The organism is Devosia sp. YR412 (assembly GCF_900110945.1).
Classification (GTDB): Bacteria; Pseudomonadota; Alphaproteobacteria; order Rhizobiales; family Devosiaceae; genus Devosia.
Genome location: NZ_FOFL01000001.1, coordinates 760771 through 785402 on the forward strand (window position 1 = coordinate 760771; position 24632 = coordinate 785402).

The following is a 24632-nucleotide window of genomic DNA, read 5'->3' on the forward strand; positions in this document are numbered from 1 at the left end:
GGTTTGCTGCATTTGGCACTTTGCCGAGAAAAACATGGCCCGAAGCGGCAAACAGGTCAATTGGGCGCAAATTAATTCCAATGACCTGCAAAGGCCATAATCGGCTGGCGCTGTCACGCAGCCGTGGCGCTTGCGCACTATGGTGGAAGAGAATGGCGACATGTGCGGATGGCCCGCCTAGACTGTTGCGGCGAATTGGGGAGTCGTTGAATGGACCTGGGACAATCGAGACGTCCGGCCCTGCTGGAGCGGGCTGCGGCACTGGCGAGCGAGGATGCGGGCTTTGCGCGTTTCTTCCGGGCGGCAGTGCTGGCGACCGATGGCGAGGACCTGGCGCGACTGGCGCCGGAGGCTTTCGAAACCAGGCTGCGGCATGCCTATAAGCAATTGCTCGATTATGACGGCGATGGCAGCCGGTTGAGCGCGACGGTGCCGAACCAGGCGGGCGAGCCGCTGGCGCTCGATGTGGTGTCGCCGGATATGCCGTTTATCGTCGACTCGGCGCTGGCGGCAGTGCGGGCGGCGGGCGGCACGGTGCGGCTGTTTACCCATCCGGTGGTGAAGGTGGAACAGGGCGCGGTCAGCGCGCATGGCGGGCGGGCGCTGAGCGTCTTGCATATCCATTCCGACCCGGTGGCGGATGTCGAGGCGCTCAAGACTGAAGTCGCAGCGACGATGAGCGAAGTGACCCGCGCGGTGCGCGACTGGCAGCCGATGCTGGAGCGGCTGCGGCGGGCGATCGGCGCGCTGGAACAGAGCAAGGCAAGCCAGAAGGACGAGCCGCTGCGCTTTCTCGACTGGCTGATCGAGCACAATTTCACCTTCCTCGGCATGCGCGAATACCGGCTCGGCGCCGAGGGACTGGCGCCTCTGGCCGAAAGCGGGCTGGGTATTTTGCGCGATCCCGAGTTCAAGCTGCTGCGCAGCGGGCCGACTTTTGTGGAATCAACGCCGCAGCACACCGCCTTCATGGCGAGCGACGAACCGCTGCTGGTGACCAAGGCCAATGTGCGGGCGCGGGTGCATCGCCGCGTGCATATGGATTATGTCGGCATCAAGCTGTTTGACGCGGATGGCGCGGCGACGGGCGAGCTGCGCATTGTCGGACTATTCACGGCGCAGGCGCAGGCGACGCCGCATACCGATGTGCCGATTATCAGGCGCAAGATTGCCGAGGTGATGCGCAAGTCGGGTGTTGATCCGCTGGGGCATGACGGGCGGACGCTGCTGAGCGCGCTGGATAGCTATCCGCGCGACGAGCTGTTCCAGATTGGCGTCGATCAGTTGTTCGAATTCGCCACGGCGATTGCCGGGCTCTATGACCGACCGCGGGTGCGGGCGCTGCCGCGTATCGACCGCTTCGACAATTTCGTCTCGGTGTTGGTTTACGTGCCGCGCGACCGCTATGACAGCGAAGCGCGGGCCCGCATCGCGCGCTATCTGGCGCAGGTCTATGACGGGCGTATTTCGGCCTATTATCCGCATTTCCCGGAAGGGGAACTGGTGCGGCTGCATGTGATCATCGGCCGGGTGGCCGGGCCGACGCCGCAGCCGAGCCGGGCGGAGCTGGAAGAGCGCGTTTCGGCGCTGACCAGTAATTTTGGCGATGTGCTGGCGGCAACGGCGGAAGATCCAGCCGCGATCAGCGATTATCGCGGGGCGTTTTCGGCGGCCTATCAGTCGCGCAATTCGGCGGCCGATGCGCTGGATGATATTGCCGTGCTGCGGGGGCTGGGCGATGGCGCGGGCGTCGCGATCAGGCTGCGGGCGCGGACCGGGGCAGATGGCTCGCTTGGGCTTAAATTCTACCACCGCGAGAGTGCTATTCCGCTCAGCGACCGCGTGCCGATGCTGGAGGCCTTCGGCTTCCGGGTGATCGACGAGCGCACCTATACGGTGGTGCCGCGCGACGGGGTGGAACGCTATCTGCATGACATGGTGCTGGAGCCGGCCGAGGGCGACTTCGATGTGGCGGCGCGGCGCGCGGCGGTGGAAGAAGGGCTGCTAGCGGTATGGGACGGGCTGGCGGAGAGCGATGCGCTTAATACGCTGGTAGGGCGGACGGAACTGGGCTGGAACGATGCGGCCTTGCTGCGGGCGCTGTCGCGCTACCTGCGGCAGATCGGCACCAGCTATTCGCAGCGCTATATTGCCAATGTTCTGGTGAAGCAGAGCGAAGCGGCCGGGGCGCTGGTGGCGCTGTTCAAGGCGTTGCATGACCCGGCGCAGGCGGATCGCGAAGTCGCGGCGGAGGTGGCGCGGGAGCGGATCGTTGCGGCGCTTGATGCAATGGCGGTGCTGGACGAGGATACGATCGTGCGGCGGTTCGTGAACCTGGTGGAAGCATCGGTGCGGACCAATGCTTTCCAGCGTGATGCCGAGGGCAAGCGCATGCCGGCGCTGGCGATCAAGTTCAACTCGTCGCTCGTGGACGGCATGGTGGCGCCGCGGCCCTACCGCGAGATTTCGGTCTATTCGCCGCGGGTGGAAGGCGTGCATCTGCGCTTTGGCGCCATTGCGCGAGGCGGCATCCGCTGGTCGGACCGGCCGGAGGATTTCCGCACCGAAGTGCTGGGGCTGGTCAAGGCGCAGCAGGTCAAGAATGCGGTGATCGTGCCGGTGGGGGCCAAGGGCGGCTTCGTGCCCAAGCATCTGGCGGCTGGCATGGCGCGCGAGGCTTTTGCGGCCGAGGGCATTGCGGCCTACAAGATTTTCATCGGCGCGCTGCTGGATGTGACGGACAATCTGGTCAATGGCGTGGTGGTGCCGCCGAGAGATGTGGTGCGGCGCGATGGGGATGATCCCTATCTGGTGGTGGCAGCGGACAAGGGCACGGCGAGCTTTTCGGATACGGCGAACGGGATTGCGATCTCGCGCGGCTTCTGGCTGGGCGATGCTTTCGCCTCGGGCGGCTCGGCCGGTTACGACCACAAGAAGATGGGGATTACGGCGCGCGGCGGCTGGGAGGCGGTGAAGCGGCATTTCCGCGAGATGGACCGCGATATCCAGCGCGAGCCCTTCAGCGTCGTCGGCGTCGGTGACATGAGCGGCGACGTGTTCGGCAATGGCATGCTGCTGAGCCCGGAAATCCGTCTCGTCGCGGCGTTTGACCACCGCGACATCTTCATCGATCCGACGCCGGATGCGGCGACGAGCCTGGCCGAGCGGCAGCGGCTGTTCGCGCTGCCCCGGTCGAGCTGGCAGGATTATGACAAGGGGCTGATTTCGGCCGGCGGCGGGGTGTTTTCGCGGTCGCTGAAGGCGATACCGCTGAGCCCCGAGATACGGGCGGCGCTGGGGCTGACGGTGGCGCATGCGACACCGGCGGAGGTGATGACGGCCATTCTCAAGGCCGATGTGGGCCTGCTGTGGTTTGGCGGTATCGGCACCTATGTGCGATCCGTAGGCGAGACGGATGCCGAGGTGGGTGACCGTGCCAATGATGCGATCCGCATTACCGGCGCCGATGTGCGGGCCAGGGTGATTGGCGAAGGCGCCAATCTCGGCGTGACGCAGCGGGGGCGCGTCGACTATGCGCTCAAGGGCGGGCAGATCAATACCGACGCGATCGACAATTCGGCGGGGGTGAATTCCTCCGATCTCGAGGTCAACATCAAGATTGCGCTAGCGCCGCTGCTGGCGGATGGGTCGCTGCCGGTGGAGCAGCGCAACGACTTCCTGGTGACCATGACCGATGAGGTTGCGGCGCTGTGCCTGCGCAACAATTACCTGCAGGGGCTGGCGATCTCGCTGGCGCAGCGGGCGGGGCTGGATGAGCTGCCGGATCATCGGGAGTTGATCGAACAATTGGAAGACCGCGGTCTGCTGGCGCGGGCGGTGGAGTTTTTGCCCAGCGATGCGGTGATGGATGGCCGAGCTTTGGTGCGGCCGGAGCTGGCGGTGATTCTCGCTTATGCCAAGCTGACGCTTTATGCCGACCTGTTGGAAGGCGAGGCGATCGATGATGGCTATCTGGCGGGCGAGCTCTATCGCTATTTCCCGGAAAAGCTGCATTCGGCCTATCCGGAACAGGTGAGCCAGCATCGGCTGAAACGCGAGGTGATCGCGACGGTTCTGGCCAATGCCATGATCAATCGCGGCGGGCCGGCTTTCGTCAGCGAGCTGACGGCGGCGACCAGCGCCAGCCCCGGCGAGGTGGCACTGGCCTATGCGGCCACGCGCGATGTCTATGGGCTGACGGCGCTGAATACCGAGATTGACGCGCTGGATGGTCTGGTCACTGGAGAGGTTCAGCTCGGGCTTTATGCCGAGGTAATGGATCTGTTGCGGCAGGAAAGCCTGTGGTTCCTGCGCAATGCGGATGTGACGCAGGGGCTGGCCGGGCTGGTCGAGCGGCATGCAGCGGGTGTTGCGGCACTGCGCGGACTGATGGGGAGCGCCCTGCCCGCGTCGCTGGCGGAACAGGTTTCCGCAAAGGTCGCAGCGCTGGTGGCGCAGTCTGTGCCGGCGGCGCTGGCGCAGCAGATCGCGGAGCTGCCGGTGCTGAGCTATGCCAGCGATATTGTGCTGGTCAGCGAGCGGGCCGGTGTTTCGGTGGCGGATGGTGCGGCAGCATTCTTTGGCGTGTTCGCAACCTTCAACCTATGGCCGGTTGTGGAACAGGGCCGGGATATCCGGCTCAGCGACCGCTTCGACCGCATGGCGCTGGACCGGGCACTGGCCAATCTGATGCGGGCACAGCGCGATCTCACGGCTGATGTGCTGCGGACCGAGGGCGGCGTGGTTGCCTGGATGGGCCGGGCTGGCATTGCCCGGACGGCGGAGGCGGTCAAGGAGCTGACGCAGGGCGAGCTGACGGTGTCGCGCCTGAGCGTGGCCGCGGGCTTGCTGGCCGATCTGGCGCAGGAGGGGTGAGCCGAAAGTCGGCCTTGCCTGATGGCGCTGCATGATGAGAGTGAGGGCACCCTGCCCTCACTGCGAGTTTTTCGATGATCACGACCCTTGCGCAATGGCTTGCTGGCCAGACTGTCGATCCGAAGCTGGCCTCGGTTGTCGCAAGCATGGCGGCGGCAAGTGCGGAGATTGCAGGCATCTTGCGTCTGGCGCCGATTGCCGGGCAGACCGGGCTTGCAGGCCATACCAATGTGCAGGGCGAGGCGCAGAAGGCGCTCGATGTGATCTCGAACGATATTGTTTTGAATCACATAGGGCAGAATTCCGAGATCTCGATTCTGGTATCCGAAGAGCTGGATGAAGCGGTTCATCTGGAGAATCAGGGCCAGTATATGGTCGCGACCGATCCGCTGGATGGATCTTCAAACCTCGACGTCAACGTCACCGTGGGCACGATCTTTTCGGTGCTGGATGCGAGCAAGGGCCTGCTGCAGCCGGGGACGGCGCAGCTGGCGGCGGGCTATGCGGCTTATGGGCCGGCGACGAGCCTGGTGATCACCTTTGGGGCGGGCGTGGCGGTGTTTACGCTGGATGGCGCAGGGCAGTTCGTGCTGACGCTGGACAAGGTGGCTGTGGCCGCGGCGTCGAGCGAATATGCGATCAATACGGCGCGCGAGCGGTTCTGGGACGAGGCGACGCGCAGCTATGTGGCGGAGAATGTCGCGGGTGAAACCGGGCCGGCCGGCAAGCGCTACAATATGCGCTGGGTCGGCTCGATGGTTGCGGATATCCATCGGATTTTGATGCGAGGCGGGATTTTCATGTATCCGCTGGATAGCGAGACGGTCAGCAAGGGCGGGCGGTTGCGGCTGCTGTATGAGGCCAATCCGATGGCGATGATCGTCGAGGCAGCGGGTGGCGCTTCGACGACGGGGTCAGAGAAGATTTTGGAATTGGTGCCGACGGGGATTCATCAACGGGTGCCGGTGATCTTGGGCTCGGCGGAGGAAGTGGCGCGGGTCGAGGGGTGGTACGCGAAAGCGTAGTTCCAAGGTCGGTGCGTCCACCCCCACCTAGCCTCCTCCTGCAGAGGGAGAGGAATCTTATCGCGTACGCGGCACATCTGGGCCATTCGGCCATAGGCCTTATGGCCTTCTCGCCTAAAATCACGCCACCGGCGTGATTTTGCCTGCAGCCGGCTCGAAGCGCCTAAAATCAGGCCACCGGCGTGATTTTGCCTGCGGCACGGCTCGAAGTTGCAACGTTCTTATTGGCTGGCTATAGCTCCTCGCAAATCAGGAGTCTGTCATGACCGAGCTGCCGCTGAACCTTGCCAAGACCAATTCGAGCCCGTGGCCGAACCGGCTGTTTCATCGGCAATATCTGATGCGGCAGGCCAACAATCTCTATGATTTCTTCGAGGCAGCCTCGATCAATCCGAAGGGCGGATTTTTCGAGCTGGATGACGAGGGGCTGCCGGTCGACGCGGAGAATGCGACGCGGCAGATTCACGTCACGACGCGTATGGTGCATTGTGCCGTGATCGGAAGTCTCCTGGGCCGGCCGGGATCGGACGAGATCGTCGACCACGGCATGCGCTTTATCTGGGAGCAGCATCGTGACGCCGAGCATGGCGGTTACGCCTGGGGTGTCGATGATGACGGGATCAGCAATGGCTCCAAGCAGGCCTATGGGCATGCTTTCGTGCTGCTGGCGGCTTCGAGTGCCAAGCTGGTCGGGCATCCGCTGGCCGAGCAGATGTTGGCGGACGTCACAAAGGTGATCAACGAGCGCTTCTGGGACGACAAGACCGGGACGGTCAAGGACGAGTATAGTCAGGACTGGTCGGAGCTGCTGCCCTATCGCGGGCAGAATGCCAATATGCATATGACCGAGGCGCTGATGGCCGCCTTTGAGGCGACCGGCAACAAGGACTACCTCGTCAAGGCCGAGCGGATTGCCGAGAAGATCATCCTCAAGACCGCCGTGCCGCTCGGGCATCGGGTGGCCGAGCATTTCGACGAGAACTGGGTGCTCGACAAGGGGTATGAGGGCAATGAGATGTTCCGGCCGTCCGGCGCGACGCCGGGGCATTGGCTGGAGTGGTCGCGGCTGCTGTATCAGCTGTGGATTCTGGGGGACAAGCGCGCCAACTGGATGACCGGCGCGGCGCGCGAGCTGTTCCGCCAGTCGATCGAGCTAGGTTGGGACAAGCTGCACGGCGGGTTCTTCTACACGCTGGACTGGGACAATCAGCCGATCATGCGCGAAAAGCTGTGGTGGCCGCTGGCCGAGGCCATTGGCGCCTCGGCCTATATCTCGGCCTTCGACAATGAGGACTATTTCCAGATCTGGTATCGCAAGCTCTGGGACCATGCCGAAAACCACGTCATCGACCATGCGCGCGGCGGTTGGCTGAGCGAGCTCAAGGAAGACCTGACGCCGACCTCGCGGCTGTTCGTCGGCAAGCCGGATATCTATCACGCGCTGCAGGCGTGCCTGATCCCGCTCTATCCAACGACCGGGAGCCTGACGAAGGGGATTATCGAGGCGGATCACACGGTGAAGAAGATCATCTAGGCCCCCTCATCCGCCCTTCGGGCACCTTCTCCCGCGAGGGGAGAAGGGGACCACCCAAGGATGTTGCCAGCACGAAGGCGGGCGCGTAGAGCTTCGGCATAGGGCAGAGACCATCCAAGATGACAGTGACGACGCAAGCGCCGACTGACCAGGGGCTCACCACGCTGGTGCTCGACGCGGCAATTGCGGCGGCAAAAGTGATCCTCGACGTCTATGCGCGGCCGATCGCGGCGGTGAGCAAGGCGGATGGTTCGCCGGTGACCGAGGCGGATGCGGCGGCCGAGGCGATTATTCTCGACTATCTCAAAAAGACCGGCATTCCGGTGCTGGGTGAGGAGAGCGTGGCGGCCGGGATTATTCCGACGCTGGGCGAACGCTATTTCGTCGTCGATCCGCTGGATGGGACCAAGGAATTCATCAAGCGCAATGGCGAGTTCACGGTCAATATCGCGCTGGTAGAGGATGGTGTGCCGGTGCTGGGCGTGGTGCTGGCGCCGGTGACCGGCGAGACCTTCATCGGCGATGCGAGTGGCGCATGGTTCTGCAATACGCTGAGTGGCGCGGCTTCGGACAAGACAGCGATTGCCGTGGCTTCGGCCGAGCGGTTGCGGATCGTGGCCAGCCGGTCGCATGGGCATGCGGCGTTGGCAGGCCTGTGCGAGACGCTGGATGTCGAGGCGGACGTTTCGGTCGGGTCGTCGCTGAAGTTCTGCCTGTTGGCACGGGGCGATGCGCAGCTTTATCCGCGCTTCACCCCGACCTGCGAATGGGACACGGCGGCTGGGCAGGCCGTGCTGGAAGCGGCAGGCGGCGCTGTGGTGACGCTGGACGGCGAACGCATGCGCTATGGCAAGCATGACCTGGCGTTCCTCAATCCCTATTTCGTGGCCGCCTCCAGTCTTGAACTGGCACGGCGGGCAGCAGCGGAAATGGTAAGACTGCTCGACTAGGGGAAATGCCGACTACCGAACTTGGCCGAAGCGCTCTATTAGAGCGAGCCATGCAATCTGATCTTAACTGATCTGCCCGATGACTGCGGGCGTAGAACTTGCGCGATGTCAGCCGTACCTATAGAGAACCGGCATATATCGGACCAACATAGGTCTGTGGAACGCGCGCATGAACGTCAGAACGCTTTGTTTATCGATCCTTTTTGAGGGCGAAGCCACTGGATATGATATCCGGCAGGCCTGCGTTGAAGGCGATTGCGCGTATTTCATCGAGGCGAGCTTCGGCTCGATCTACCCTGCGCTCGCCAAGCTCGAGACCGAAAAGCTGGTCACCAGCCGCACCGAGCAGCAGACCGGCAAGCCGGCCAAGAAAGTCTATACCATTACCGAACTTGGCCGTTCCGCTTTTGCTGAAGAACTGGCAGAGCCGCTGGGCGAGGATGTGTTCCGCAGCCCGTTCCTGTTGTTTGCGCGTTTCGCGCATATCCTGCCGCGCGACCTGGTCGAGACGCGGTCGAACGAATTTCTGCAAAGGCTCGTGGATGGCCGCAACAAGCTGCAAGATGTCGCTTCAGAGCACGGCAGCAGTGCGGGTGACACATGGGTTATCAATTACGGTCGTGTTATCATGGAGCTTGCCGAACGGCATATGCGCTCCCATATGCACGAACTGATCACATTGGCGCGAGCCGAGCCGAGCAAAGACGCGGCTGAGTAAAGGGGCGAATACTTCATGCGTGCACTGTTTTCTTATGGCGTGGCCTTGCTGATCCTGATCGGGATCGGCGGCTGGCTGGCAACCGGAACTCTCGTCGTCGGCGGCAATGGCCCCGGCGAAGGCGAAAAGCCGATCGTTTCTGTTATCGAAGGGCAAGAGCATGGCCCGCTGCATACGACGCTGGCCAGCGCCGGCGTATTGGCCGAGCATCCGCATCCCGAAACCGATCCGGCCCTGACCATTGCCCAGCGCAATGAAGCAGAAGGTGGCGAAAATGCCGCCCTGCCGAGCGTGCGCACGGTGGTGTTTGATGCACAGCCGATGCAGATCGACGTGCCGCTGCGCGGCCGCACCCAGGCCAAGGCCTCGGTGACGTCGATGGCTGAAACGGGCGGCATCGTCGATGCGGTGCATGTGACCAAGGGCCAGCAGGTTGCTGTGGGCGATGCGCTCTGCACGCTGGACCAGGGCACGCGCGTCGCCGCGGTGTCGCAGGGCCAGGCAGCCCTAGAGCAGGCCAATGCAGGTCTGGTTCAGGCACAGCTGGATTTCGATACCAATGCCGAGCTGCGGGCCAAGGGCCTGGCCGCTCCCAATACCGGCCGTGCCGTGGAAGTCGCGCTGAGCGGCGCCAAGGCTGCAGTGTCCTCGGCTCAGGCCGGCCTCGACAATGCGCAAGCAGAACTCGACCGCACCGAAATCAAGGCCAAGGTAGCCGGTGTCGTGCAGGACCCCGTCGCTGTGGCTGGCTCGATGCTGGCTCAGGGTGCGCCCTGCGCGACCATCGTGCAGCTCAACCCGATGGTGTTTGTCGGCCAAGTGCCGGAATCGCGCATCGGGCTGGCCCATACCGGTCTCGAAGCCCAGATCACCACGGTGACGGGCGCCGAAGTGGCGGGCAAGGTGACGTTCATCTCGGCGACCGCCGACAATGCGACCCGTTCCTTCCCGGTGGAAATCGAATTCGCCAATGACGACCTGTCGATCCGCGATGGCGTGACCGCCCAGGCAACGGTGACGCTGGGCTCGACGCTCGGTCACCTGCTGCCGCAGTCAGTGCTGACACTGGATGACCAGGGCGTGCTTGGCGTGCGCACCGTGGAAGACGGCAAGGTGGCCTTCCACGAAATCACGATCGTCAGCGATACGCGCGATGGCGTCTGGGTGAGTGGCCTACCTGCCCGCGCCGAGGTGATCACCATCGGCCAGGAAAATGTGAGCGCCGGACAGGCTGTGAAGGCTTCGCCCGACGAGACGACCCCCGACGTTAGCGCAGAAAGCGTCTGATCATGCTCGACTTTATCGTCAAGATTCTCAGGATGCCCCGCGTCGTCCTGACGGTCATGGTTATCATGCTCGCGGCAGGCATCTCGGCTTATGTCTCTCTCCCCAAGGAGAGCTTCCCGGCCATCGACGTGCCCTATCTCTACGTCTCGATCAGCCAGACCGGTGTCGCCCCGCGCGACGCCGAAAACCTGTTGGCCAAGCCGACCGAAGAAGAACTGGCGACGCTGCCGGGGCTGGAGAATATCAGTTCCACCTCGACCACCGGCCATGCCTCGATCTTCCTCGAGTTCGACATCAATACCGACAAGGACCAGGCGCTGGCCGACACCCGCGCCCGCATGGATGCGGTCAAGTCGAAGCTCCCCGCCGATGCGGATGATCCGATCGTGGCGGAAATCGATCTGGTCGGCACGCCGATCATTTCGGTCGCCGTCTATGGCAGCGCGCCCGAAAAGGAACTGGTGCGCCGCGCCGAAGACCTGCAGGACGCGCTGGAAGCCATTCCGGACGTTCGCGAGGCAGAACTCTCGGGCGCCCGTGACGAAATCCTCGAAGTGCGCATCGACCTGCTGCGGCTCGAAGCCTATGGGCTGACGGCGAGCCAGCTGTTCGACGCGCTGAGCCGCAATAATATGGTGGTGCCCGGTGGTACGCTCAACTCCGGCCAGGGCTCGTTCAATATCGAAGTGCCCGGCCTGATCAACACGCCGGAAGACGTCTACAGTCTGCCGCTCAAGACCGATGGCAATACCGTCGTGACCTTTGGCGACGTGGCGACGATTACCCGCACGCTGGCCGACGCCACCGACTACACCACGGTCAACGGCTCCCCTGCCCTGATCATGGGCGTGTCCAAAAAGCTCGGCACCAATATCATCGACGTCTCCGACCAGGTGCGGAAGACGACGGCCGAACTGGCCAAGGACTGGCCGGAAGGCGTGCATTACAGCTTCTTTCTCGACCAGGCCGAAACTACCACTTCAATGTTCCGCTCGCTGGAAGCAGCGGTGCTGACGGCCGTGGCGCTGGTGTTGATCACCTGCGTGGCGACGCTTGGCGTGCGTCCCGCAATCATGATCGGCATGTCGATCCCGCTGTCGTTCATGATGGCCTTCCTTGTGGCACAGACCCTGGGCATGACCATCAACATGATGGTGATGTTCGGCCTTGTCATCGCAGTGGGCGTGCTGGTCGACGACCCCGTGGTGGTGGTCGAATATGCCGAGCGAAAGCTGCAGGAAGGCGTCTCGAAGAAAGAGGCGTTCATCCTCGCCGTCCGCAAGATGTTCGTGCCCGTGCTGGGCGCGACCTTTACGACGCTAGGTGCCTTCATCCCCCTGCTGTTCTGGCCGGGCATTATCGGCAAGTTTATGGCCTATCTGCCGATGATCGTGATCATCGTCATGGTGGCCTCGCTGATTTCGGCGCTGATCTTCATGCCGGTGATCGGCTCGATCATTGCCTCGTCCCATATCGATCCGAAGGCCAAGGAAGCGGCCGATACGGTGATGTATGCCGACAAGTTCGACCCCAAGAAGGTCAAGGGCCTGACCGGCATCTATGTGCGGACCATGGAGCATCTGCTGCATTGGCCGATCCCGACGCTGGCGGTGGGCTTTGCCATCATCATCGGCGTGTTCGCGACCTATATCGCCAATCCGACCGGCACCGAGGCCTTCCCGGCGTCGGAACCGGAATTCGCCACCGTGGCCGTCGTCGGTCGTGGCAATTACTCGCCTGAAGAAATTCGCGACATGATGAGCGATATCGGCAGCGAGATCATGCAGGTCCAGGGCATCCAGGACGTTATCATGCAGTTCGGCAACACGGGTGCTTTCGGCACCACGCCACCGGACACGATCGGTAACTTCCAGCTGCAGCTGGTCAACTACAACAATCGCGTCAGGGCCGAAGAGATCTTCACCAACATCCGCGCGCGGATGGGGCAGTTCTCCGGTCTCGATATCCAGGTTCTGGCAGCCGAGAATGGTCCGCCCGCCGGCAAGGATATCAACATGCGGGTCGAGAGCACCAATTACGAGGATCTGGTCCCCGTGGTCAGTGCGATCCGGACCAAGCTCGAATCCATGGAAAATACCGTGGATATCGAAGACGGTCGCCCCTCCCCCGGCATCGACTGGCAGATCACCATCGACCGCAACGAGGCCGGCAAGTATGGCATCGGCGTGCGTGAGCTGGCGCCCTATGTCCAGCTGGTGACCTCGGGCGTCAAGCTCGGGACCTATCGCGATGCGGATAGCGGCAAGGAACTCGACATCAAGGTGCGCCTGCCGGAAAACGAGCGGACCTTCGATGCGCTGGACTCGATGCGGATTGCCACCACGGGCGGCATGATCCCGGTGAGCAATTTCATCACCCGGACCGCCGTGCCCAAGGTTGCCAATATCCAGCGCCGCAATCAGGTCTACCAGATGCCGGTGGCCGCCGGTCTCGCCAACCTTCCGGAAGGCGTCTATGCCGCCGACAAGGTTGCCGAGCTGCAGACCTGGATTGCCGAACAGTCGTTTCCCGAAACGGTGAATGTGGTGTTCGGTGGTGCCGAAGAGCAGGCTGGCGAAGCCAATGCCTTTATCGTCCAGGCCCTTGGCATGGCGATGTTCCTGATCTTCTTCATCCTGCTGCTGGAGTACAACAGCTTCTACCAGGTGATGGTGACGCTCTCGACCGTGGTGATGTCGGTGGCCGGCGTGCTGCTCGGCATGCTGGCTACGGGCATGAGCTTCTCGGCCATCATGACGGGCCTCGGCATCGTGGCTTTGGCGGGTATCGTGGTGAAGAACGGCATCGTGCTGATCGACACCTACAATGACTACAACCGTCACCAGGGCGTCGAGCCGGTCAAGGCCATGCTGCTCACCACCGCACAGCGCGTGCGGCCGGTGCTGCTGACGGCGTTCCTGACGGCCCTTGGCGTGATCCCGATGTGGGCGAATGTCGAGTTCGACTTCATCCGCCGCGAGATCGTCATCGGCGGTCTGGCCGGTTCGTGGTTCATCCACCTGTCGGCCGCGCTGGTTTCGGGCCTGTTCTTCTCGACGCTGCTGACGCTGATCATGGTGCCGGTGATGATCACCGCCCCAAGCGTCATCTGGGTCCAGATGAAGGGCACCGGTCACAATCTCGGCCGCTTCCGCAATTGGGTCTCCGGTCGTCGTCGCCAGCCGGCAATGGCCACGCCCGCGGGTTTTGACGGCATGGCCGTGGAAATCCCGGCCGATGCCGATGGCAGCAAGCGCTACATCGTCAGCCCCGATGCCGGGCTGGACAAGAAGGACAGCGCCAATCCGGCCAACAAGCCGGATCGGCCGGAAGCAGCCGAATAGGCTGGATGGAATGAAAAAGGCCCGCAGCGATGCGGGCCTTTTTGTTTCAGTCATAACTGAGCTTCGGATACCAATCCGTCCCCCTGCCCTCGGGCGTGTAATCGAGGATGGTCCAGAGTGGGGCGATGTCGGGGGCGTCGCGCGGGTCTTGGCCGGGGTCGGCCATGTCGCCGGTCATTTCGCTGGCCCAGAACAGGCGGACTTGGTCGCCGTCGCGCTTGAAGACGATGAAGGCGGGGATTTCTCCGCCGTCTGCGGTGATCAGGTGCAGGTCATTGGCATAGTCGTCGCCGAGAGTCTGGACGAAATCGAGGTGTTTCCAGCCGCGTTCCTCGGCAAACTCGCGCTGGCGCTTGACCGGGCTGCGGCCGATGATCTTGAAGGCGACGCGCTGCTTGATATCGGCGGCATTCCCTTCGACGCCACCAAGCCAGTTGGTGCACATCGGGCATGGACGCTGGCGCTGCGGTCCGTACATCCAGAAATAGGTGACCAGCGTGTCGTGGCTACCGAACAGGTCGAGCAGGCTGAGGTCGCTGCCATCGGCATCGAGGAAGCGGTAGTCCTTGGTGATCACCGGGCCGAGTGGCAGAGCCTGGCGCTGTTCGGCGAGGCGCGTCATGTGGCGGCGGAATTCAATTTCCTCGGCGAGGAGGGCTTCACGGGCGGCGCGGTAGGCGTCGGACTCGCCGGGGAATGGCGTGTGGGCGCCTTTGGCGAGATCGTGGGCAGGTGTGAGGGCATGGGCGTCCATGGGATTTCCTCCGCGGTTTGGACAGTCACCGGGAGAAACAGCTGGAACGCAAGGCCGGTTCCGAAACGTGAGCCTTAGCGCGGCAAGCCAGAGAAGGTGCGGGCGAGGAAGAAGGCGAAGGCCCAACCCAGCGCGATCAGTTCGGCAACAATGATGGGTTCACCCAGGCTGTCGCGCAGCAGCCAGAGCAGCATGCCGCCGACCAACCAGTTGAGGCCGCCCCAGAGCACATTGCGCTGGGGCGTATCAAGATTGGGCGGGCCGCCAACGAAGGGTGTCGGGAACGTGCGGCCCATGGTGCCCGAAACGAAATGCGGGATGCCGTTGACCAGAAACAGTGGCGCAAAAACCGCCACGAGATAGTGCCACCACTCGGTCATGAGCCTTATCCTTATTCCGCCGCGGGGGCGCCGCGCTTGACGAAGCCGTCTGGGTCGTTGGCGGTTTGGAGCAGTTTCTCTTCGGCCTCGGTGGCTTCGCGCTGACGGCTCCACATCTGGGCGTAGAGGCCATCCTGAGCCAAGAGGTCGGTGTGGTGGCCGCGTTCGGCAACGACGCCTTCGCGCAGCACCAGGATTTCGTCGGCATTGACGACCGTCGAAAGCCGGTGGGCGATGACGACCGTGGTGCGGTTTTTCGACACCACGTCCAAGGCCGACTGGATGTCGCGTTCGGTCTTGGTGTCGAGAGCCGAGGTCGCCTCGTCGAGGATGAGGATGGACGGGGCCTTGAGGATGGTACGGGCGATGGCGACGCGCTGCTTTTCACCACCGGAAAGCTTGAGGCCACGCTCGCCGACCGGGGTGTCGTAGCCGTGCGGCAGCGACTCGATGAAAGGGCCGACCTGCGCCATGGCGGCGGCAGCGCGGACCTCTTCGGTGCCGGCACCGGGACGGCCATATTCGATATTGTAGCCGATGGTATCGTTGAACAGCACGGTATCCTGCGGAACCATGCCGATGGCCGAGCGTAGGCTTTCCTGCGTCACGTCGCGCAGGTCCTGCCCGTCGATGGTGATCGAACCGCCCGTGACGTCATAGAAGCGATAGAGCAGCCGCGAAATGGTAGACTTGCCGGCGCCGGTGGGACCTACGATGGCGACGGTCTTGCCGGCCGGCACTTCGAAGCTGACGCCCTTGAGGATCGGGCGATTGGAATCATAGTGGAAGGTGACATTGTCGAAGCGGATCACCGGGCCGGTGACGGCCAGCGGCTTGGCGTCGGCGCGGTCTTCCACTTCGGCCTTTTGGTCGAGCAGCTTGAACATTTCCTCGATATCGGTGAGGCCCTGGCGCAGCTCGCGATAGACGAAGCCGATGAAGTTTAGCGGCCGGTAGATTTGCATCAGGAAGGTGTTGAGCAGGACGAAATCGCCCAGCGTCAGCGTCTGGTTCATAACGCCCATCACGGCCATGATCGAGATGATCAGGAAGCCGGCATAGAAAATGATGGCCTGGCCGAAGTTGAGGAAGCCCAGCGAGGTCCAGATGCGGATGGCGGACTTTTCATAGCCGGCCATGGAGAGGTCGTAGCGCTCGGCCTCCATCTTCTCATTGGCGAAGTATTTGACCGTCTCATAGTTAAGCAGGCTGTCGATCGCCTTGCCATTGGCATCGGTGTCGGAATTGTTCATGTCGCGGCGGATGGCGATACGCCAGTTCGACGCCTTAATGGTAAAATAGAGATAGCCCCAGATCATCACCACCAGCACGCCGAGATAGCTGAAACCGAACATCCAGACGAAGATGACGGCGGTGATGATGAATTCGACGATGGTGGGAGCGATGTTGAGCATGGCAAAACGGACGACCGTTTCGATGCCCTTGGTGCCGCGCTCGATAACACGGCTCAACCCGCCGGTGCGGCGGGCGAGATGGAAGCGCAGCGACAGGCGATGCATATGGTGGAAAGTCTGCAGTGCCAACGTGCGCACGGCATGCTGGCCAACGCTGGCAAACCAGACGTCGCGCAATTGCTGGAAGGCGGCGTCGATGACATTGCCCAGCGCGTAGGCGACCACCAGGGCGATCGGCACGGCAAGGCCGAGGATCAGCGCGCCATTGGGGGCGGAGCCGTCAAGGCTGTCGATAATGCCCTTATAGGCAAAGGGGATCAGCGTGGTTGCTACCTTGCTGAGCAGCAGGGCGCCGATGGCGAGCACCACGCGCAGGCGAAGGTCGGCGCGATCAGTTGGCCACATATAAGGCCAGAGATTGCGGACGGTAGAGAATAGGGAACCCTCGTCCGCGCTAACGGACGGTTTCGGCGCAGCATTGTCAGTCGACATCAGGCGAGTTCCGCTTCCAGTCTGGATGGTGCCGGCGAAAAGCCGGCGATCATGCCGGAATAGGCGCTGCCGAGGGCGGCGAGCCGGTCATGCTGGACGATATAGCAATTGCGCGTGCCGCGCGGCTTGCGTTCGATGAGGCCGGCGTCGAGCAGAACCTTGATATGCTGGCTGACGGTGGACTGGGCCAGCGTCAACTCGTCGGTCACGTCGGCGCAGCAGCATTCGCCGCGCTCCTGCTTGGCCAGGATGCGCAGGATGTTGAGCCGCACCGGGTGGCCCATCGCTCGCATGATATTGGCAATGTCGTCGTCTTGCATGGCTTCGCCGGGTTTGATCGTCATTTGCCGATAAAATGGGGGTAGCCCGCTAAAATTACAATGGCCCTCCCGAGGGAGGGCCATTTTCTGCGCAGTTATTTGCGGAAAGCGCTTAATTCGGCAGCTCGAACACCTGGCCGGGGTAGATGCGGTCGGGATCGCGGATCTGGCCGGTGTTGGCCTCGTAGATGGTCGTGTAACGAATGCCCTCGCCGTAGACGCGGCGGGCGATGGTCCAGAGGTTGTCGCCACGGCGGATGATCGCTTTGCCCGACGCGAAGCGCTCCGCATCTGGGCCGCCGACGGAGACGGCGACCATGGTTGGGACGGGTGTCGCATCGGTTGCCGGAGCCGGTTCGGCAGCCGGTGCGGCTTCGGCAACGGTGGTGGCCGGTGCGTCGGCCGGGACATCAACTTCGAAGTTCACCTCGGCCCGGGCGGCAACATCGGCACTGCCGGCGTTGAGCATGTCGATGCGGACGCGCTGGCTTGGCTTGGTCAACACATTGCCCGCTTCGACGAGCCAGCGGCCGTCTTCCACGACGGTATCGGCGATGACGCTGTCGTCCACGTAAAGTCGGATGGTGGCGCCCTCGGTTCCGGCGCCGGCGAAGAAGGTGCGCTCGCCTTCAATTTCGATGGCGTCGATGGTTGGGGCGATGGTCGCGACTGCAGCGGGGACTGGTGGCGTGGCGGGCGTAGGCGTTGCTGCGGCGACGTCGGGCGCAGGGGCTGCTGGTGGCGGTGTGGCTGGAGTTGCGGGCGCCGGTGCTGCGGGAGCGGGCTCAGGCGTGGGTGCTGCCGGCTCGGCCGGAGGCGTTATGGCTGGAACGGGCGTTGGGACTGGCTGAGCTGGCGCGGTAGGCGCAGGTGCAGCGGGCGCTGGCGCAGGTGTCGCGACAGGGGCCGCCGCAGTGGCGGCCGGGGCTGGTGTGGGCGCAGGCGCTGGAGGCGTCGCTGGGGTAGCGGCGGCGACTTGGGTGGTGGTGTCGATAGTCGGACGATCAAGGCCCTGCAGCACTTCGCTGGCAGCACCAGGGGTGCTGGCGACGACCAAAGGTTCGCTGGACTTGTCGTCATTGATGACGACGACGAAAGACTTGGGCGAACGGCCCGGCTTGCCGGCTTCACCAAGAGTAATCTCGCTGCCACCGGGCGCAATCGGCGCGTCAGGGATGATCACCCAGTCGCCGCTTGGTTCAACCGTTGCCGAGCCCAACAGCGCATCATCGGCGTAAACCTCCAACTCGCTGCCGGGGGTTCCACTACCAGCGATCAGCACGGAACCGTCGGCCTCGACGCGCAGTCCGAAGGTCGCAGCCATCAAAGCATCGGCCGCCGCCTGGTCTATGTCATCCTGAGCAGGTGCAGGCGGCGTAACATCGAGCGTGGGCTCGCCGACGGCGACTTCAGGCTCTGGTGCTGGAGTGACCACGGCGACCGGCTCTGCCGGCTGGGTTGCCGCGTCGGTCGAGGCGACGGCCTGACGTGGCAGAATTCCGGCATCGGTCATCTTGCCGCGCAGGCAATAGCCCATGCCGCCCTCGGCGTTGAAACAGGACACAACCGACGGACCAGCAAGCACGCCGATGATGACGGCCAGGGTGACCGCCGCTGCCCCGAGAGTGAGCGCCAGGGGTTTCTTGGGAGCGGTATCGGCCAGTTTGTCCTCCAGGACCGTTGCGGCAGTTCGCGTTGAACTGCCCGGTTAAGTCTTCGCCTCGGCCGTCTCAGTTTTCAACAGCTTGTAGGTGATTGATTCATACAGAGCTTCAAAGGAGGCATCAATGATGTTGGGGGAAACCCCGATCGTATACCAGCGCTCGCCGGTGCCATCGCGGCTCTCGACCAGTACACGGGTGACCGCGCCCGTGCCGCCGTCCAGAATACGGACCTTGAAGTCGACTAGCTCGAGGTCTTCGATGCAGCTCGAATACTTGCCCAAGTCCTTGCGCAGCGCCAAATCCAGGGCATTTATCGGGCCGTTGCCTTCGGCCACCGACATCAGCAACTCGCCCTCGACGCGGATTTTCACCACCGCCTCGGTCATGGTGATTTCCTCGCCCTGGGCATTGTGGCGGCGTTCGACGCTGGCGCGGTAATTTTCCACTTGGAAGAATTCGGGCAGCGTGCCGAGCACTTCATGGGCGAGCACGGCGAAGGAGGCGTCGGCGCCGTCGTAGGAATAGCCGCGCGATTCGCGGTGTTTCACCTCGGCGAGGAGCTTTTCGAGGCGGCGATCGTCCTTGGAGATTTCGATGCCGTGGCGGGCGAGCGCCGTCAGCAGATTGGACTTGCCGGCCTGCTGGCTGACCATGATCGAGCGCTCGTTGCCGACGCTTTCAGGCGGAACATGCTCATAGGTCGAGAAATCCTTGAGCAGGGCCGAGGCATGGATGCCGGCCTTGGTGGCAAAGGCCGAGCGGCCGACATAGGGCGCCTGTCGTAGGGGGGCGCGATTAAGCCGGTCGTCGAAGGCGCGGGAAATCGAGGCCAGCCGCTCAAGGCGGGTAGCGTCGATGCCGGTTTCGAAGCGGTTGGCGTAATAGGGCTTCAGCACCAGAGTCGGGATGATGGTGATGAGATTGGCATTGCCGCAGCGTTCCCCGATGCCGTTGAGCGTGCCCTGGATCTGGCGGACGCCAGCTTCCACGGCTGCCAGCGTGTTGGCGACGGCCTGGCCGGTGTCGTCATGAGCGTGGATTCCGAGGTGCGAACCGGGCGCAATGGTTAGTACACTGTTAACAATAAGCGTCACCTCAGAGGGCATGGTGCCACCATTGGTGTCGCAGAGCACCACCCAGCGCGCACCGGCATCGAGCGCGGTCTTGACGCAAGCCAGGGCATAGTCGGGATTGGCCTTGAAGCCGTCGAAGAAATGCTCGCAGTCGATCAGCGCTTCCTTGCCGGCGGCGACGGCAGCGGCCACCGTGTCGCGCAGGTTGGCGAGGTTTTCCTCAAGGGTGATTTCGAGCGCCACCTTGATTTGATGGTCCCAGGTCTTGGCGACGAAGCAGGTGGCTTCGGCGGATGAATTGAGCAAAGCTTGGACGCCCGGGTCATTGGCGGCAGAGCGCCCTGCCCGCTTGGTCATGCCGAAGGCGGTGAACTTGGCGGTCCTGGTGCGCTTCTGTTCGAAGAAGTCGGTATCGACTGGGTTAGCGCCGGGATAGCCGCCTTCGATGTAATCGACGCCGAGTTCTTCGAGGAGGCGGGCAATGGAGATCTTGTCCTCGAGCGAGAACTCGATGCCGGCGGTTTGCGCGCCATCCCGCAGGGTGGTGTCGAAGAGATAGAGGCGGTCTTTGGACATTGCTGGCTTTATTTGCTCTGGCCCAGCCCAACCGCAAGGTCGGGCCAACGGGTGGTGTCGTGATCGGGGTGCTGGTGGCTGGTGGACTTGATGGCGGCCGCCCAGGCGGCATCGTCTTCGCCACGCGTGCCGGTTTCGCCGCCATGTTTCAGGCTCGGCAAGGTCTCGAACCAGGGAACGCGCCCTTCGTTGCCGTCGCTGATATGGGGCGGGAAAAGCTCAGGGTGGTCGAGCGAGCCGATGGTGAAGTTGATCCGGGTGCCGGTGATATCGTCGTAGAACAGCGGCGTGCCGCATTGGGCGCAAAAGCCGCGATCGACATGTTCGGAACTTCGGAAGCGGGCCGGCGTACCGCGGGTCCAGGTGATGGCGTCGCGTGGCGCGGCGACAAGGGCGGCAAAGATGTTGCCGACCGCCTTCTGGCACATGCGGCAATGGCAGATATGGGCGTTGTCGAGCATTTCGGTGGCGTGATAACGCACGGCGCCGCATTGGCAGCCGCCAGAGACCTCCATGGCGTAGCGGTCCATCACGGTTTCTCCCTCGGTGGCCAATCGTCGGTATCGTGGTCAGGATGCTGGTTGGAGTGGATGCCGGCGAGGAAATCGCGCCATTCGTCGCTGGATTCCGAGCGCACCGGCAGAGCGGTGAGGCCATCGAAAAAGGCCAGTTTGTCGGCGGGATTGACCTGGATCACCGGCGCGGCCAGCTCCGGCTCGTCGAAAGCGCCGATGGCCAGTTCGAGGCCGAAGCGGGTTTCATAGGCGAGCGGCGTGCCGCAATCGCCACAGAAGGCGCGGCGGGCAGCGTTGGACGACTGGAACCACTTGGGTTCGCCACGGGTCCATTGCGCATTATGGGCGGTGATCAGCGGGCCGAAAAAGCCGCCAAAGGCCTTCTGGCACATGCGGCAGTGGCAGATCGAACCGCGACCAAGCCGGGTGACGGCAAAGCGGACGGCGCCACACTGGCAGCCGCCGGTGAGAGTGTCGGGTTTTCCGGTCACCGCTTCATCTCCCATTTTGTCGCGCGCTGGCCGGCGTCGTCCTTGTAGTCCATCAGAGAAATGCCTTGTTCGGCGAGCTCCTTGCGGATTTGGTCGGCTTTGGCGAAGTCCTTGGCATCGAGGGCGTCGAGGCGGTCGGTGATGGCTTTGGCGATGTGTGGTGGGGCTTCCCAGCCGTCGTCGGAGGTGAGCAGGCTGTCGAGGCTGAAGCCGAGGAAGCGGAGTGTGGCGGCGAGGCAATGCCTGGCATTGCCTTCATCGCGATTGGCCTTTTTGGCGATGAAATCGAGGGCCACCGAGGCGCGGTGGAAGTTGAGGTCGTCGGTGAGTTCTTTCACCACGCTTTCGTCTGGGGCATCGCCTTTGGACAGTTCGGCACCGCGGGCGGCGCGTTGCCAGTCGCGCAGCTTGGCTTCAGCTTCTTCGAGGCGCTTGACCGAGAAGTCGATCGGCTCGCGATAGTGGGTCATCAGCATGGCGAGGCGCAGCACGTCGCCGATCCAGGCGCGGCCGCCCATGGCGCCGGTCTCGAGCAATTCGTTGATGGTGACGAAATTGCCGAGCGACTTGCTCATCTTCTGGCCTTCGACCTGCAGGAAGCCATTGTGCATCCAGACATTGGCCATGGCGTGGGTGCCATGGGCGCAACGGGACTGGGCGATCTCGTTTTCGTGGTGCGGGAAGATCAGGTCAACGCCACCGCCGTGGATGTCGAAGGTCTGGCCGAGATAGCGCTCGGACATCGCCGAGCATTCGATATGCCAGCCGGGGCGGCCGCGGCCCCAGGGACTGTCCCAGCCGGGCTCGGTCTCGGACGACTGTTTCCACAGCACGAAATCGGCGGGGTTCTTCTTGTGGGCTTCCACCGCGATGCGGGCACCCGCGAGGTTGTCGTCGAGATTGCGGCCGGAGAGCTGGCCGTAATCGGGCATGGATTTGACGTCGAAGAGGACTTCGCCCGAGGCGTTATAGGCGTGGTTGTTGGCGATGAGGTCGCGGATCAGCACCTGCATCTGCTCGATATTGTCAGTGGCGCGCGGCTGGATGGTGGGTTCGAGCGAACCCAGTGCCGCAGCATCGGAGAGGAACTGTTTTTCGGTCTTTTCGGTGACGCGACGGATCGCTTCATTGAGCGGCAGATCGGGAAAGTCGCGCAGGGCGCGGGCGTTGATCTTGTCGTCGACGTCGGTGATGTTGCGGACGTAAGTGACGTGCTCGGCGCCATAGGTTTGGCGCAGCAGGCGAAACAGCAGGTCGAAGACGATGACGGGCCGCGCATTGCCGATATGGGCGAAGTCATAGACCGTGGGGCCGCAGACATACATGCGCACATTGTTCGCATCGATGGGGGCAAAGGCCTCCTTGGTGCGGGTGAGCGTATTGTAGAGCGTAAGCGTGGTCATGTGGTCCGTCCCTGGGCCAAGCGTGTTCAAGCTGGCAGACGGCTCTTCGGGTATCAGATTATTGGGATGAAGAAGACCGCGCCGCCAACCAGTGGTTAGCAGGTAATAATGCAGCGGTGAATGATCGACATCTTCATGGCGGCAAGATTGGCCGGAGTGCTGCGGGAAAGCAAGCCGAAAAGAAAAAAGGCGGCCCGGAGGCCGCCAATCGCTTTGGAGGCGATTTCAAATCAGGATCGGAACTGCTGGTGGCACTGGCCGCAGGTGCCGCCGATGGCCTGGAGCGCAGCGGCATAGCCGGCAGCGTCGCCGGACTGGGCAGCAGCCAGACCGGATTCGGCGGCGGCGCGGCCGGTCTCGATGATGGCGGTAAAGCCTTCCCAGTTTTCCCAGATGGCGGGGAGCGCTTCGCTCTCGCCGACAATCGAGCCTTCGGGGAAGAGGGCCGGCATATTGGTGTAGTCGTCGAGCAGGGTCTGCATGGCGGCGACGGCCTGGTCACCGGTCAGGGCACCCGCACCGCGCAGGGTCTGGCCATTGGTGCGCATCAGGGCCTTGCGGGCGGTGACGGCCTCTTCAGGCGTGGCAGGGGCGACAAAGGCATCCTGGGCAAAGGTGGCGACGACGCCCAGGGTCATCAGGCCAGCAATGGCCATGGCGGAAATCTTCTTGATCGACATCAGTGCACCCTCAACGCGCAATAGTCAGTGATGTTGCCAGAGTTGCATGGGTGTGTGACAGCCCCAACGCCCACACGGGAATGTTATCAAATTTTGCAGGGGGTTAGGCGAGGACCACCTGCTGGACGATGTCGCCGAAGATGGATTTCTCGGCCGCGACAGCGCCGATGCGGACCGTGTCGCCGGGTTTGAGGAAGGGCGTGCGGGCGCGGCCATATTTGAGTTTTTCGACGGTGCGGGCCTCGGCAATGCAGGCGAAGCCAATGCCATCGCGCTTGATGGGCAGGCTTTCGTCGTGGCGGTTGGAGACGGTGCCGCCACCGATGATGGTCCCGGTGGCGAGGTTACGGGTGCGGGCGGCTTCGACGATCAGGTCTGCGAAGTCGAAATGCATGTCGGTGCCGGCATTGGGCTGGCCGTAAAGCGTGCCATTGACCTCTATGCGCAGGGGCAAGTGCAGGCGATTGTCGCGCCAGGCGGCGCCGAGGCTGGCGGGCGTGGCGACGACGGGGGCGAAGCTGGTGGAGGGTTTGGCGTGGAAAAAGCCGAAGCCATTCTGCAGGTCATCGACGACAAGGCGGCGCAAAGAGACATCGTTGCAGACGGTGACGAGGCGAATGGCGGCAGCGGCCTGTTCACGGCTGGCGCCCATGGGGACGGCAGCGATGATGACGGCGACTTCGGCCTCGAAGTCCAGGGCGAGATCGGGATCGGTGATGCGGATCTGGTCGGTGGGCGCCGAGAGCGAATCGGAACCGCCCTGATAGAGCAGGGGCCGGGTGGACTGCAGTTCCTCGTCCTTGCTGCCCTTGAGGCTGCGAACGCGTTCGAGATGGCTGAGGTAGCCGGCACCATCGATCCACTGATAGGCGCGTGGCAGCGGCGCCAGCGCGAGGGCCGCGTCAAAGGGCTGGCCGGCGATGGCTCCGGCATCGAGTTGGGTTGCCAAGGCGGAAAGGGCCGGTTCATGGGCCTCCCAGTCATCCAGCGCCGCCTGCAGTGTCGGAGCGATGCGGCCAGCCGAAACATAGCGGGATGCGTCGGCAGAGAGGACGACAAGCTGGCCATCGGGGCGGCCATTGCGGAGCGTGGCGAGTTTCATCGGGGCGCAATCTCGAACATGTGTGGCCTTGCAG

General features: G+C 63.2%; 18 protein-coding genes. 7 read left to right on the forward strand and 11 right to left on the reverse strand.

The genetic code is table 11. The features are described from left to right. Positions 1 to 210: 210 nt before the first annotated feature. The 7 genes from BM045_RS03680 (at position 211) to BM045_RS03710 (ending at position 13733) form a co-directional block, all read left to right on the forward strand. Entirely contained in the window at positions 211 to 4875 is a 4665-nt protein-coding gene (locus BM045_RS03680; protein WP_092179743.1) for an NAD-glutamate dehydrogenase, read from the forward strand. 74 nt (positions 4876 to 4949) lie between these two features. Then, entirely contained in the window at positions 4950 to 5900 is a 951-nt protein-coding gene (locus BM045_RS03685; protein ID WP_092179745.1) for a class 1 fructose-bisphosphatase, read from the forward strand. Positions 5901 to 6162: 262 nt separating this feature from the next. Further along, a complete protein-coding gene (locus BM045_RS03690; RefSeq protein ID WP_092179747.1) occupies positions 6163 to 7434 on the forward strand; it encodes an AGE family epimerase/isomerase in 1272 nt (423 codons plus the stop codon). Positions 7435 to 7553: 119 nt separating this feature from the next. Next, entirely contained in the window at positions 7554 to 8384 is an 831-nt protein-coding gene (cysQ, locus tag BM045_RS03695; RefSeq protein WP_092179749.1) for a 3'(2'),5'-bisphosphate nucleotidase CysQ, read from the forward strand. A 169-nt stretch (positions 8385 to 8553) separates the two neighbouring features. Further along, entirely contained in the window at positions 8554 to 9102 is a 549-nt protein-coding gene (locus BM045_RS03700) for a PadR family transcriptional regulator (RefSeq protein ID WP_092179751.1), read from the forward strand. Positions 9103 to 9117: 15 nt separating this feature from the next. Further along, entirely contained in the window at positions 9118 to 10389 is a 1272-nt protein-coding gene (locus BM045_RS03705) for an efflux RND transporter periplasmic adaptor subunit (RefSeq protein WP_092179753.1), read from the forward strand. Positions 10390 to 10421: 32 nt separating this feature from the next. Continuing rightward, positions 10422 to 13733 carry an efflux RND transporter permease subunit gene (locus BM045_RS03710; RefSeq protein ID WP_170848352.1) on the forward strand — a complete coding sequence of 1104 codons (3312 nt, stop codon included), beginning with the start codon at positions 10422 to 10424 and terminating at the stop codon, positions 13731 to 13733. 46 nt (positions 13734 to 13779) lie between these two features. On the opposite strand, the gene BM045_RS03715 is transcribed toward BM045_RS03710, so the two are convergent. From BM045_RS03715 to BM045_RS03770, 11 genes are all read right to left on the reverse strand, one after another. Continuing rightward, positions 13780 to 14487: a DUF899 family protein gene (locus BM045_RS03715; protein ID WP_092179757.1), complete on the reverse strand. Its 708-nt coding sequence runs from the start codon at positions 14485 to 14487 to the stop codon at positions 13780 to 13782. Positions 14488 to 14561: 74 nt separating this feature from the next. After that, positions 14562 to 14867, reverse strand: coding sequence for a hypothetical protein (locus BM045_RS03720; protein ID WP_092179759.1), 306 nt, complete (start codon positions 14865 to 14867; stop codon positions 14562 to 14564). 11 nt (positions 14868 to 14878) lie between these two features. Beyond that, positions 14879 to 16774 (reverse strand): ABCB family ABC transporter ATP-binding protein/permease, encoded by a 1896-nt coding sequence (locus BM045_RS03725; protein ID WP_092179761.1) that lies wholly within the window; start codon positions 16772 to 16774, stop codon positions 14879 to 14881. Continuing rightward, entirely contained in the window at positions 16774 to 17118 is a 345-nt protein-coding gene (locus BM045_RS03730) for an ArsR/SmtB family transcription factor (RefSeq protein ID WP_170848353.1), read from the reverse strand. The genes BM045_RS03725 and BM045_RS03730 overlap by 1 nt, the downstream gene beginning before the upstream one ends. Positions 17119 to 17206: 88 nt before the next feature. Beyond that, positions 17207 to 18658, reverse strand: a complete 1452-nt coding sequence (locus BM045_RS18675) for a LysM peptidoglycan-binding domain-containing protein (protein WP_139198690.1) — start codon at positions 18656 to 18658, stop codon at positions 17207 to 17209. A 144-nt stretch (positions 18659 to 18802) separates the two neighbouring features. Continuing rightward, entirely contained in the window at positions 18803 to 20407 is a 1605-nt protein-coding gene (gene cimA / locus BM045_RS03745; RefSeq protein WP_092179768.1) for a citramalate synthase, read from the reverse strand. 8 nt (positions 20408 to 20415) lie between these two features. Continuing rightward, on the reverse strand, positions 20416 to 20937 hold the full coding sequence (locus BM045_RS03750) for a GFA family protein (protein WP_092179769.1): 522 nt from the start codon (positions 20935 to 20937) through the stop codon (positions 20416 to 20418). Next, entirely contained in the window at positions 20937 to 21413 is a 477-nt protein-coding gene (locus BM045_RS03755; RefSeq protein WP_092179771.1) for a GFA family protein, read from the reverse strand. The genes BM045_RS03750 and BM045_RS03755 overlap by 1 nt, the downstream gene beginning before the upstream one ends. Continuing rightward, a complete protein-coding gene (cysS, locus tag BM045_RS03760) occupies positions 21410 to 22816 on the reverse strand; it encodes a cysteine--tRNA ligase (RefSeq protein ID WP_092179773.1) in 1407 nt (468 codons plus the stop codon). The genes BM045_RS03755 and cysS overlap by 4 nt, the downstream gene beginning before the upstream one ends. A gap of 230 nt (positions 22817 to 23046) precedes the next feature. Further along, the gene (locus BM045_RS03765; RefSeq protein ID WP_092179775.1) at positions 23047 to 23496 is read right to left on the reverse strand and encodes a c-type cytochrome; all 450 of its coding nucleotides are present in this window, start codon (positions 23494 to 23496) and stop codon (positions 23047 to 23049) included. Positions 23497 to 23599: 103 nt separating this feature from the next. Continuing rightward, on the reverse strand, positions 23600 to 24598 hold the full coding sequence (locus tag BM045_RS03770; protein WP_092179777.1) for a fumarylacetoacetate hydrolase family protein: 999 nt from the start codon (positions 24596 to 24598) through the stop codon (positions 23600 to 23602). Positions 24599 to 24632: the final 34 nt, after the last annotated feature.

Coding starts and splice junctions, on each gene's coding strand:
- BM045_RS03770 (WP_092179777.1), bottom strand. CDS start 24,598: ATGAAACTCGCCACGCTCCGCAATGGCCGCCCCGATGGCCAGCTTGTC.
- BM045_RS03765 (WP_092179775.1), bottom strand. CDS start 23,496: ATGTCGATCAAGAAGATTTCCGCCATGGCCATTGCTGGCCTGATGACC.
- BM045_RS03705 (WP_092179753.1), top strand. CDS start 9,118: ATGCGTGCACTGTTTTCTTATGGCGTGGCCTTGCTGATCCTGATCGGG.
- BM045_RS03680 (WP_092179743.1), top strand. CDS start 211: ATGGACCTGGGACAATCGAGACGTCCGGCCCTGCTGGAGCGGGCTGCG.
- BM045_RS03730 (WP_170848353.1), bottom strand. CDS start 17,118: ATGACGATCAAACCCGGCGAAGCCATGCAAGACGACGACATTGCCAAT.
- BM045_RS03725 (WP_092179761.1), bottom strand. CDS start 16,774: ATGTCGACTGACAATGCTGCGCCGAAACCGTCCGTTAGCGCGGACGAG.
- BM045_RS03750 (WP_092179769.1), bottom strand. CDS start 20,937: ATGGACCGCTACGCCATGGAGGTCTCTGGCGGCTGCCAATGCGGCGCC.
- BM045_RS03715 (WP_092179757.1), bottom strand. CDS start 14,487: ATGGACGCCCATGCCCTCACACCTGCCCACGATCTCGCCAAAGGCGCC.
- BM045_RS03710 (WP_170848352.1), top strand. CDS start 10,422: ATGCCCCGCGTCGTCCTGACGGTCATGGTTATCATGCTCGCGGCAGGC.
- BM045_RS03700 (WP_092179751.1), top strand. CDS start 8,554: ATGAACGTCAGAACGCTTTGTTTATCGATCCTTTTTGAGGGCGAAGCC.
- cimA (WP_092179768.1), bottom strand. CDS start 20,407: ATGTCCAAAGACCGCCTCTATCTCTTCGACACCACCCTGCGGGATGGC.
- cysS (WP_092179773.1), bottom strand. CDS start 22,816: ATGACCACGCTTACGCTCTACAATACGCTCACCCGCACCAAGGAGGCC.
- BM045_RS03685 (WP_092179745.1), top strand. CDS start 4,950: ATGATCACGACCCTTGCGCAATGGCTTGCTGGCCAGACTGTCGATCCG.
- BM045_RS03720 (WP_092179759.1), bottom strand. CDS start 14,867: ATGACCGAGTGGTGGCACTATCTCGTGGCGGTTTTTGCGCCACTGTTT.
- cysQ (WP_092179749.1), top strand. CDS start 7,554: ATGACAGTGACGACGCAAGCGCCGACTGACCAGGGGCTCACCACGCTG.
- BM045_RS03690 (WP_092179747.1), top strand. CDS start 6,163: ATGACCGAGCTGCCGCTGAACCTTGCCAAGACCAATTCGAGCCCGTGG.